Source organism: Streptomyces sp. NPDC047014 (genome assembly GCF_040644195.1).
GTDB lineage: Bacteria > Actinomycetota > Actinomycetes > Streptomycetales > Streptomycetaceae > Streptomyces.
This window is the reverse complement of sequence record NZ_JBEYVX010000133.1, coordinates 1-11038: the sequence shown is the minus strand read 5'-3', so window position 1 is coordinate 11038 and position 11038 is coordinate 1. Positions and strand designations below refer to the sequence as shown.

Sequence of the window (11038 nt, the reverse complement as noted above, 5' to 3'; positions counted from 1 at the left end):
CCCGCGCACACGGGCCCGCACCGCCACCCAAATCCGGCCCCTCCCAGGTCCCAGCCCCGTCGGCCCAAATCCAGCCCCGCCGGCGTTTGAGGCGCGGGGTCCGGGGCAGAGCCCCGCGCACACCGCCCCGCACCCCCACCTGCACAGCCACCAGCCCCAGGCGGGGCAACCCCCTCCCCACCCCGCCCCCTAAGATGACCTCCCGGCGGCCCACACGGTCCGCCACCGCCGAGGACGGCGACATGGGAGGAAGCCCGGTGCGATTCCGGCGCGGTCCCGCCACTGTGAGCCCGGCAGCCACACCCCCGCCGGGCGAGTCAGGAACTCCCGCTGTCCTCACTGCCCGGGGCGCGGAAACCCCGAGGAAGGCTGCCGCCGCATGATCCTGCTGCTGTCGACGTCCGACACCGATCTGCTCAGCGCCCGCGCGGCGAACACGCCGGACGCCCCCGTCCCGTACCGGTTCGCCAACCCCTCCCGCCTTCCCCTCGACGACCTCCCCGCCCTGCTCGACGGCGCCGACCTGGTCGTCGTACGCCTCCTCGGCGGCCTCCGCGCCTGGCAGGACGGCCTCGACCTGCTGCTCGCCCCCGGCCAGACCCGCCCGGTCGTGGTCCTGACCGGCGAACAGGCCCCCGACGCCCAGCTGATGGAGGCGTCCACCGTCCCCATCGGCATCGCGGCCGAGGCGCACGCCTACCTCGCGCACGGCGGCCCGGCCAACCTCGCCCAGCTGGCCCGGTTCCTGTCCGACACCGTCCTGCTCACCGGCCACGGCTTCGAGCCCCCCGCCGCCGCCCCCACCTGGGGCCCCCTGGACCGCCCGGCGCCGCACACCACCGCACCGGAAGCCCCGAACACCCCCACCCCCGAGGTAGCGGTCCTCTACTACCGCGCCCACCAGATGAGCGGGAACACCGCCTTCATCCACACCCTCTGCGACGCGATAGAGGCGCACGGCGCCCGCCCCGTCCCCCTCTTCGTCTCCTCCCTCCGCACCCCGGAGCCCGAGCTCCTCCAGGTCCTCGGCTCCGCCGACGCGATCATCACCACCGTGCTCGCCGCGGGCGGCACCAAGCCCGCGACCGCCTCCGCGGGCGGCGACGACGAGTCCTGGGACGCCGGCGCGCTCGCCAACCTCGGCGTACCGATCCTGCAGGCCCTGTGCCTGACCGGTTCGCGCTCCGCCTGGGAGGAGAACGACGAGGGCCTGTCCCCGCTGGACGCCGCCACGCAGGTCGCCGTACCCGAGTTCGACGGCCGTCTGATCACCGTCCCGTTCTCCTTCAAGGAGTTCGACGAGGACGGCCTGCCCGCCTACGTGGCCGACCCCGAGCGGGCCGCCCGGGTCGCGGGGACCGCCGTACGCCATGCCCGGCTGCGCCACATCGAGCGCCGGGACAAGAAGGTCGCGCTGGTCCTCTCCGCGTACCCCACCAAGCACTCCCGCATCGGCAACGCCGTCGGTCTCGACACCCCCGCCAGCGCCGTGGAGCTGCTGCGCACCCTGATCGCCGGCGGCTACGACTTCGGGCCCACCGAGGGCATCCCCGGCCTGGTCTCGGGCGACGGCGACGAGCTGATCCGCGCCCTGATCGAGGCCGGCGGCCACGACCAGGACTGGCTGACCGAGGAGCAGCTGGCCCGCAACCCGGTCCGCATCCCGGCCGCCGACTACAAGCGCTGGTACGCCGAGCTCCCCGCCGAGCTGCGCGAGAGCGTCGAGGAGCACTGGGGCGAGGCGCCCGGCAACATGTTCGTGGACCGCTCCGCGAACCCGGAGGGCGACATCGTCCTGGCGGCCCTGCGCCGCGGGAACCTGCTCATCCTGATCCAGCCGCCGCGCGGCTTCGGCGAGAACCCGATCGCGATCTACCACGACCCGGACCTGCCGCCGTCGCACCACTACCTGGCCGCGTACCGGTGGATCCAGGCGCGCGCGGAGGACGGCGGCTTCGGCGCCGACGCGATGATCCACCTGGGCAAGCACGGGAACCTGGAGTGGCTGCCGGGCAAGAACGCGGGCCTGTCCGCGGCCTGCGCCCCGGACGCCGCCCTCGGCGACCTGCCGCTGATCTACCCCTTCCTGGTCAACGACCCGGGCGAGGGCACGCAGGCCAAGCGCCGTGTGCACGCCACCCTCGTCGATCACCTGGTGCCGCCGATGGCGCGCGCGGAGTCGTACGGCGACATCGCGCGGCTGGAGCAGCACCTCGACGAGTACGCGCAGATCTCCGCGATGGACCCGGCGAAGCTCCCGGCGATCCGCGCGCAGATCTGGACCCTGATCCAGGCGGCCAAGCTCGACCACGACCTCGGTCTGGCGGAGCGCCCCGACGACGACGGCTTTGACGACTTCCTGCTGCACGTCGACGGCTGGCTGTGCGAGGTCAAGGACGCGCAGATCCGCGACGGCCTGCACGTACTGGGCGGCGCGCCGACGGGTGAGGCCCGGGTCAACCTGGTGCTCGCGATCCTGCGCGCCCGGCAGATCTGGGGCGGTACGGCGGCCCTGCCCGGGCTGCGCGAGGCCCTGGGCCTGGACGAGTCCAAGGCCACCCGTACGTCGGCGGACACCGTCGAGGAGACGGCGCGCGGCCTGGTCCAGGCGATGGAGGACGCCGGCTGGGACCCGGCGGCGGTCGCGGGGGTCGCGGCGGAGCACAACCCGGACGTGGCGGCGGTACTGACCTTCGCCGCGAACGAGGTCGTGCCGCGCCTGGCCGGCACCACGGACGAGATCGCGCACGTGGTCGCCGCCCTGGACGGCCGTTTCATCCCGGCGGGCCCGTCCGGTTCGCCGCTGCGCGGCCTGGTCAACGTCCTGCCGACGGGCCGGAACTTCTACTCGGTGGACCCGAAGGCGGTGCCCTCGCGCCTGGCGTGGGAGACGGGCCAGGCGCTGGCCGAGTCCCTGCTGACCCGCTACCGCGAGGACCACGACGGCGAGTGGCCGGCCTCGGTGGGCCTGTCGCTGTGGGGTACGAGCGCGATGCGCACGGCGGGCGACGACGTCGCCGAGGCCCTGGCCCTGCTGGGTGTCCGCCCGGTGTGGGACGAGGCGTCGCGCCGCGTCACCGGCCTGGAGGCGATCCCGCTGGTGGAGCTGGGCCGTCCGCGCATCGACGTGACGCTGCGCATCTCGGGCTTCTTCCGCGATGCGTTCCCGCACGTCATCGGCCTGCTGGACGACGCGGTGCGGCTCGCGGCGGCCCTGGAGGAGCCCGAGTCGGAGAACTACGTCCGCGCCCACGCCCAGGCCGACCTGGCCGTCCACGGCGACGAGCGCCGCGCCACCACCCGTATCTTCGGCTCGCGCCCGGGCACGTACGGGGCGGGCATCCTCCAGCTGATCGACTCCCGCGACTGGCGTACGGACGCCGACCTCGCGGAGGTCTACACGGTGTGGGGCGGCTACGCGTACGGCCGCGGGCTGGAGGGGCGCCCGGCGCGGGACGAGATGGAGACGGCGTACAAGCGCATCACGGTGGCCGCGAAGAACACGGACACGCGCGAGCACGACATCGCCGACTCCGACGACTACTTCCAGTACCACGGCGGCATGGTCGCGACCGTCCGCGCCCTGCGCGGCACGGCCCCCGAGGCGTACATCGGCGACTCGACCCGCCCGGAGACGGTCAAGACCCGCACCCTGGTGGAGGAGACCTCCCGCGTCTTCCGCGCCCGCGTGGTCAACCCGAAGTGGATCGAGGCGATGCGCCGCCACGGCTACAAGGGCGCCTTCGAACTGGCGGCGACGGTCGACTACCTCTTCGGCTACGACGCCACGACGGGCGTGGTGGCGGACTGGATGTACGACAAGCTGACGGAAACCTACGTCCTGGACCCGGAAAACCGCGCCTTCCTGGAGGAAGCCAACCCCTGGGCCCTCCACGGCATCGCGGAACGCCTCCTGGAGGCGGAATCCCGAGGCATGTGGCAGAACCCGAACCCGCAAACCCTGGAATCCCTCCGCGAGATCTACCTGACCACGGAGGGCAACCTGGAGGGCGAAGCGGAGTAACCCCACCGTCGACGGCCCCGTCCCCCTCGCCCTCGATTCGGGCGAGGGGAACGGGCCTGGGCACTACATACCTGGGTGCGAAAACCTCACCGCGGCGAACGCAGTGGGATATCCCTGCTCCGCCCGACTGCCGCCGACACCTCACCGACGACCCACCGGTCGGGCGTCGCGCTCGGCACCTCAGCCCTGAGTTCGACGCCCACCCGCTCGGACCACCGTTCGACCTCGGCCCCGCGAGCCCGTAGATCCGCTTCCAGCCGATCACAGGCCGCTGCCCACTCGGTGGTGAGACACAGGAGAGAGAAGAAGAAGCGGCCCGACTGGGGCCTCCCCAAGGGAATAGTGCTGTTGGCGACGCCGGAAGGCCGGCGCCACAGTGTTCTCACCGTGGAAGGCGGCATGCTCTGCGGGCGTCTGAACGTGCCGGTCGACACCGGCCTACCATCCGCACAAGCCGCAGCGGCCCGAATGGTGAAGGAACTCGCGCGCGACTTTCACGACACCGCCGTCAAAGTGAACTGGGATCCCCCTCAGGAATCCTCTTCATGGACCGCTCACATCACCCCCACGCCTGGTACCTCGCGACCCAGCACGTCATGACCAGGCTCCTGCATTCGTCTGCTCGCCCCGGGCGACCCTGGCATGGTCGGTCACCAGGCGTCGGAAGAGGTCATGGCCGCTGCACCCGCTGTGGCGAAGGGCCCAGTCCTGTGCCGCCCCCTGTTCTTCCTGCGGGCCGGACTCCGCATCGCAGCCTGCCGTGACGCAGAACGTCTCGTAGGTGACGCCCCCCCTCGGGGACGTGCCGGTAGGCGGCGCGCGGGCTCACTGATGTCCCTCGGGGTGGCATCGCATGTAGACGTTGCAGTCGCTGACGGTGGTCATATCGCGGACGGCACGGGCCCGCTCCCGCACGTCGACCAGTTCGGCGCAGCCCGCGCAGCCCTCGACGGGTGTCGGCTCCAGTTCCAGGCGCAAGGGAAGTTCGACCGGCGGGGTCGAGTACCTCGTCGGCTCCGTCACTACGCATCGCCACCTTTCGAACATCACAGCACAGACCCCTTGACAGGTCAGTGCTCTAGTTCAGTATTCGAGTGGCCGAAGCACTCCCGCTACGGTTCGCAGTGCACTAGTGTGCCCTCACTGACCGCACGTCAATTCACTGGAGAGGCACGCCTCATGCCCAGTCCCAAGACGTTCACGAAGATCGCTGATCACTTCCGCGAGCGCATCCTGTCGGGCGAGCTCGCGCCGGGCGCCAAGTTGCCGACCAACCGGGAGATCGCCGGGCAGTGGCAGGCCGCGGCCGCCACCGTGTCCCGGGCTCTGCAAGCCCTGCAGGTGGAGAACTTCATCCGCACCACCCCCAGGGGTACCTTCGTCGCCGATGATCCGAGGTGGACCCTGTCGGCACGGGACCGGCTGGCCAGGGTCCAGCGCGTGAAGTCCTTCCTGGCCGAGGGGGAGACGAGCCGCGTGACGGCCGCCGAACTGGTCGTCCCGCCGCTGTACGTGGCCGAGATCTTCGATCTCGATTCCGGCGACCAGGTGGTGCGGCGCGAGTGGCTGGCCGGCCGGGGCAAGACGCGGACGGTGTTCGCGGTGAGCTGGTACCCGGCCCCGTTCGCCGCCCTGGTCCCCGACCTGCTGAACACCGCGCCGGGCCGCAACCACGGGCTGTCCGCCCGGGTGCTGGAGGCCACCGGCCGTACGATCACCCACGCCCGCGACGACATGCACGCCCGCCCCGCCGACGCCCGCGAGGCCAGCGCGCTCGGCCTGCCGGTCGGCTCCCCGATCCTGGCGGGCGCCCACCGCTGGTCGGACGAGGAAGGCGTCATCGAGTACGGCGAATGGTGCCTCCCGCCCCGGTTCACGATCGGCTACGAATACCAGCCCTGATCACACCGCGCCGCGCGACCCTCTCGGCCAACCAAACCCCCGTCACCTGATGCGGTGAAATTTCGGCGTGCGGCCGGCAGGGGGGCGGTGGGGCTGCTGGTGTCGTGCGGGGGTCGGGGTCGCCGGCTTCCGCCCAGCTTCGACGAAGGGTCGACGACGCCGTGACGCAGCCGTTCCAACTGCCGGAGTTCTACGTGCCGTATCCGGCGCGACTCAACCCCCACCTCGAACACGCGAGGGCCCACACCAAGCGGTGGGCGCGGGGATTCGGGATGCTGGAGGGGTCCGGCGTCTGGGAGGAGAGCGACCTCGACTCGCACGACTACGCGCTGCTCTGCGCGTACACGCACCCCGACTGCGACAGCGAGGCCCTGGCGCTCGTCACCGACTGGTACGTCTGGGTGTTCTTCTTCGACGACCACTTCCTGGAGACCTTCAAGCGCTCCCAGGACCGCGACGGCGCCCGCGCCTACCTCGACCGGCTCGCCGCCTTCATGCCCATGGACCTCGCCGACGGCTTCCCCGAGCCCACCAACCCCGTGGAGGCCGGGCTCGCCGATCTGTGGCGGCGGACCGTGCCCGCCATGTCCGCCGACTGGCGGGAACGGTTCTCGCTCTCCACCAAGAACCTCCTCGACGAGTCCATGTGGGAGCTGGCCAACATCGGCATCGGGCGGATCGCCAATCCCCTCGAATACATCGAGATGCGCCGCAAGGTGGGCGGCGCCCCCTGGTCGGCCGGGCTCGTCGAGTACGTCAGCGCCGAGGTCCCCGCGCGCGTCGCGCACGCGCGGCCGCTCGGCGTGCTGCGGGACGCCTTCTCCGACGCCGTCCACATCAGGAACGACCTCTTCTCCTACGAGCGCGAGGTCGCCCACGAAGGCGAACTCTCCAATGCCGTGCTCGTGTTGGAGACCTTCCTCGGATGCGGTACCCAAGAGGCCGCGGAGGTCTCCAACGACCTGCTCACCTCCCGCCTCCAGCAGTTCGAGCAGACCGCGCTCTGCGAACTCCCCCAGCTCATCGCCGACCACGCCCTCGACCCGGCCGAGACCGCCGCCGTCCTCGCCTACACCAAGGGCCTCCAGGACTGGCAGTCCGGCGGCCACGAATGGCACATGGTCTCCAGCCGCTACATGAACAAGGAGGTACGGGCCACCTCCCGGCCGGCCCTGCCCTTCCTGCCCTCCGGCCTCGGCACCACCGCCCTCGACATCGGCTCGGTGTTCACCCGCCGCTCCATGGAGCTGCGGGCCCGCTCCTTCTCCCACGTCCCCTTCGAGCGCACCGGCCCCTCCGTCGTCCCCGACGTCTACATGCCGCACCCGCTCCGCCTCAGCCCCCACCTGGCCCACGCCCGCGAGGCGTCCGTGGCCTGGGCGCGCCGCACCGGCCTGCTGGATCCGCAGCCGGGCGACCCCGGCTCCGCCATCTGGACCGAGGCCCGGCTGCGCGGCTTCGACTTCGCGCTCTGCTCCGCGGGGCTCGACCCGGACGCCACCCCGGACGAACTCGCGCTGAACGCCTGCTGGCTGACCTGGGGCACGTACGGGGACGACTACTACCCGGCGGTCTTCGGGCGCGGCGGCGACCTCGCGGGGGCCAAGGCGGTCACCGCGCGCCTGATCGCCATGATCCCGCTCGACCCCGACGAGCGCCCGGAGCCCGCGACGGCCATGGAGCGCGGGCTCGCCGACCTGTGGGCGCGTACCGCCGCCGGCATGTCCGCGGCGCAGCGCGCCGAGTTCCGGACCACGCTGGTGGAGATGCTGGAGAGCTGGGTGTGGGAGGTGGACAACACGGTCCGCAACCGCGTCCCGGACCCGGTGGACTACGCGGAGATGCGCCGCCGCACCTTCGGCAGCCACCTCACGATGTACCTGTGCCGGCTGGGGCACCAGGGGCGCGGCATCCCGGAGGAGATCTACAACTCCGGCACCCTGCGGTCCCTGGAAAACGCCGTCTCCGACGCCGCCTGCCTGATCAACGACCTCTACTCCTACCAGAAGGAGGTGGAGGTCGAGGGCGAGGTCCACAACCATGTCCTCGTCACCCGCACCTTCTTCGGCATCGACTACCCGCAGGCCCTGCACATCTGCCACTCCCTGATGACGCAGCGCACCGAGGAGTTCGAGCACATCGTGGCGAACCAGCTGCCGCTGCTCTACGAGGACTGGAAGCTCGGCCCGGAGGCCCGCACGGCCCTGGACGCGTACGTGGACGAGCTGCGGGACTGGCATGCCGGCATCCTCAACTGGCATGAGAAGACTCGCCGTTACCGTCCCGAGGACCTGACCGCGATCCCGGACGCCCTGGCCACGGCGGTACGGACCCCCGGCTTCGGCATGTCCGCCGCCCGCCTCACCCTCCCCGCCTGACCCACCGCGCGCCTGACCCACCGCGGGCCTGACGCACAGCGGGCCTGACCCACCGCGAGCCTGACCCACCGCGGGCCCGGCCCCCACCGGGCCCGGCCCGCGACCCGCCTGCCCCGCACCGAGCCGCCGGTCAGAACTCGTCGCCTGTATGCGGCAGTACGGGAGTACGCAGCGCCGCGTCCAGGGCCGCCGCGGCCCCGGGCGCGTGCTCCCGTACGAGACCGGCGGCGACGAGTGCGGTGACCCGGGTCCCGCCGAGGTAGCAGGCGGCCAGCTCGCGTACGTCGAGCTCCAGGTCGGCGGCGCCCTCGGCGGGCTTGTACGAGGCCCCGCCCGGCCCCGCCTCCAGCCGGAAGCGCCCGGCGTTCGCGGGCAGCCGGGCGTCGCCCACCTCCAGCACCAGATCCACCGGCGCGGCCCAGGACCGCGCGGTCAGCGCCGCGCCCACGTCGACCAGCCGCAGCCAGAGCGCCGGGAACTGGGCGGTGACACGGACCTGGTCGCGGTCGGCGGCGAAGTGCAGCAGCGGGTCGTCCACCGGGCGGCCCCAGGCGCGGACCCGGCCGGTGAGGTCGAGGGCGGCCACGCACTCCCACAGGGCGGCGGCGACCGCGGGGCCGTCCGCCTCCAGCTCGTCGACCCGCACCAGGCCGGGGGTGCGGACGGGCCCGCTGTCGTCCCCGGGCTTGGTGCGGTAGAGCACGTATCCGGCGATGGGCTCGCCCGGCTCGCCCAGGACGATGATCCGCGGCGGACTCAGGTCCTCGTCGTCCTCGTCCTGCTCGGTGAGCCATTCCTCGCGCCAGCGCTCGGGGTCGCGGGTGGGGCGGCCGGGCCGGGCGGCGCGGGCGGCCTCGTGGTAGGGGCCGATCAGCCCGACGGCCTCCTCGGGGCCGACGAGCCGCAGCGGGCGCCGGTCCGGCGCGATGCGCAGGGCGAGCGGGCGGGTGGAGTCGATCTCGATGGTGGCGCCGGTGGTGGCGGCGCCGAAGCCGAAGCGGCCGTAGATCAGGGCCTCGGAGGCCCAGAGCGCGGCGAGCGGCAGGCGGCCGGCCTCGGCGCGGCGCAGCATCTCGCTCATCAGCCCGGTGAGGACGCCGCGCCGGCGGTGGGTGGGGGCGACACCGACGTAGGTGAGCCCGGGGCAGGGCAGGTCGCCGCCGGGCACGGAGAGCCGGAAGTCGTGCGCGGCCATGAACCCGACCAGGTCCCCGCCGTCGTAGGCGCCGATGCGCTCGCAGCGGGTCAGCGTCGTGTGATGCCGCTCGCGCGCCTCCTCCTCGGGCCGGTCGTGGAAGACCAGGTACGCGAGCTCCAGCGCGCGGTCGATGTCGGTCGCGGGTACGCCGCGGATGTCCACCATGATCGCGAGACTAATCGGTCATCGCGGACCAGTCGCTCCATTTGGGCCGCTGCCGTACAACAGCCCGGGAGTCTGCGCTCAGCCGCGGCCGTCACCCCTTCAAGCGACGGAGCCGATCCGCCCCGCCACCGCGCGGGAGAGGTCCGGGTGGATCGGGATGTGCGCGCCCGTGAGGGCGGCCCCGCTGCCGCCGCGGCGGTTCGCGACGATCTCGGCGGCGATGGACAGGGCGGTCTCCTCCGGGGAGCGCGCGCCGAGGTCCAGGCCGATCGGGGAGCGCAGCCGGGCCAGCTCCAGCTCGGTCACGCCGACCTCGCGGAGCCTCTTGTTGCGGTCCTCGTGGGTACGGCGGGAGCCCATGGCGCCGACGTAGGCGACGGGCAGCCGCAGGGCGGCTTCGAGGAGCGGCACGTCGAACTTGGCGTCGTGGGTGAGCACGCACAGCACGGTCCGGCCGTCCACCTCGGTGCTCTCCAGGTAGCGGTGCGGCCAGTCGACGACGATCTCGTCGGCGTCGGGGAAACGGTTCCGCGTGGCGAAGACGGGCCGGGCGTCGCAGACGGTCACCCGGTAGCCGAGGAATTTGCCGATCCGCACCAGGGCGGACGCGAAGTCGATGGCCCCGAAGACGATCATCCGCGGGGGCGGCACGCTGGACTCGACCAGCACCTTCAGCGGCTCCCCGCAGAGCCTGCCGTCCGCGCCGATCTCCAGTACGCCGGTCCGCCCGGCGTCCAGCAGGGCGCGGGCCTCGGCGGCCACGGTGCGGTCCAGCTCGGGATGTCCGCCGAAGCCGCCCTGGTGGGCTCCCTCGGTACGGACGAACACGGCGCGGCCCATCAGCTCCCGCGGGCCCTCCGCGATCCGGGCCAGCGCGGCGGCCTCGCCGTGGGCGGCGGCGGCCAGCGCGGCCTCGAAGACCGTGCGGGCGGGCGAGCCCACGGGGACCGGGGTGACCAGGATGTCGATGATCCCGCCGCAGGTCAGGCCCACGGCGAAGGCGTCGTCGTCGCTGTAGCCGAAGCGCTCGCGGACGGTCTCGCCGTCCTCCAGGGCCTGCCGGCACAGCTCGTACACCGCGCCCTCCACGCAGCCGCCGGAGACCGAGCCGATGGCCGTGCCCTCGCGGTCGACGGCGAGGGCGGCCCCGGGCTGGCGGGGCGCGCTGCCGCCGACGGCCACGACGGTGGCGACGGCGAAGTCACGTCCCTGCTCGACCCACCGGTTCAGCTCGTCGGCGATGTCCAGCATGGGGGGCCTCCTCGGAGAGGTTGGTATCCAGTATCGGATAAATGGAGCTTTGGGTTCCGCACGGTCCGGAGGGCCGGTCCGCGGCGGGGAGCGGAGGGCCGGTTCCGCGGCGGGGTGCCG

6 protein-coding genes and 1 riboswitch are annotated in these 11038 nt (G+C 72.7%); of the genes, 3 read left to right on the top strand and 3 right to left on the bottom strand.

Annotated features, from left to right (window positions below; all coding sequences use genetic code 11):
- Positions 1 to 246: 246 nt before the first annotated feature.
- A riboswitch (cobalamin riboswitch) is annotated at positions 247 to 327 on the top strand.
- A 52-nt stretch (positions 328 to 379) separates the two neighbouring features.
- The gene (cobN, locus tag ABZ873_RS32680) at positions 380 to 4024 is read left to right on the top strand and encodes a cobaltochelatase subunit CobN (RefSeq protein WP_360880006.1); all 3645 of its coding nucleotides are present in this window, start codon (positions 380 to 382) and stop codon (positions 4022 to 4024) included.
- Between the two features lie 825 nt (positions 4025 to 4849).
- On the opposite strand, the gene ABZ873_RS32675 is transcribed toward cobN, so the two are convergent.
- Positions 4850 to 5047: a hypothetical protein gene (locus ABZ873_RS32675; protein ID WP_360880003.1), complete on the bottom strand. Its 198-nt coding sequence runs from the start codon at positions 5045 to 5047 to the stop codon at positions 4850 to 4852.
- 156 nt (positions 5048 to 5203) lie between these two features.
- Between ABZ873_RS32675 and ABZ873_RS32670 the strand changes: the two genes are divergently transcribed.
- Positions 5204 to 5926, top strand: a complete 723-nt coding sequence (locus tag ABZ873_RS32670) for a GntR family transcriptional regulator (protein ID WP_360880000.1) — start codon at positions 5204 to 5206, stop codon at positions 5924 to 5926.
- 161 nt (positions 5927 to 6087) lie between these two features.
- Entirely contained in the window at positions 6088 to 8304 is a 2217-nt protein-coding gene (locus tag ABZ873_RS32665) for a germacradienol/geosmin synthase (RefSeq protein ID WP_360879997.1), read from the top strand.
- Positions 8305 to 8434: 130 nt separating this feature from the next.
- Here ABZ873_RS32665 and ABZ873_RS32660 read toward each other — a convergent pair whose 3' ends face one another.
- Entirely contained in the window at positions 8435 to 9667 is a 1233-nt protein-coding gene (locus tag ABZ873_RS32660) for a GNAT family N-acetyltransferase (protein WP_360879994.1), read from the bottom strand.
- Positions 9668 to 9766: 99 nt separating this feature from the next.
- Entirely contained in the window at positions 9767 to 10918 is a 1152-nt protein-coding gene (locus ABZ873_RS32655; RefSeq protein ID WP_360879991.1) for an XdhC/CoxI family protein, read from the bottom strand.
- Positions 10919 to 11038: the final 120 nt, after the last annotated feature.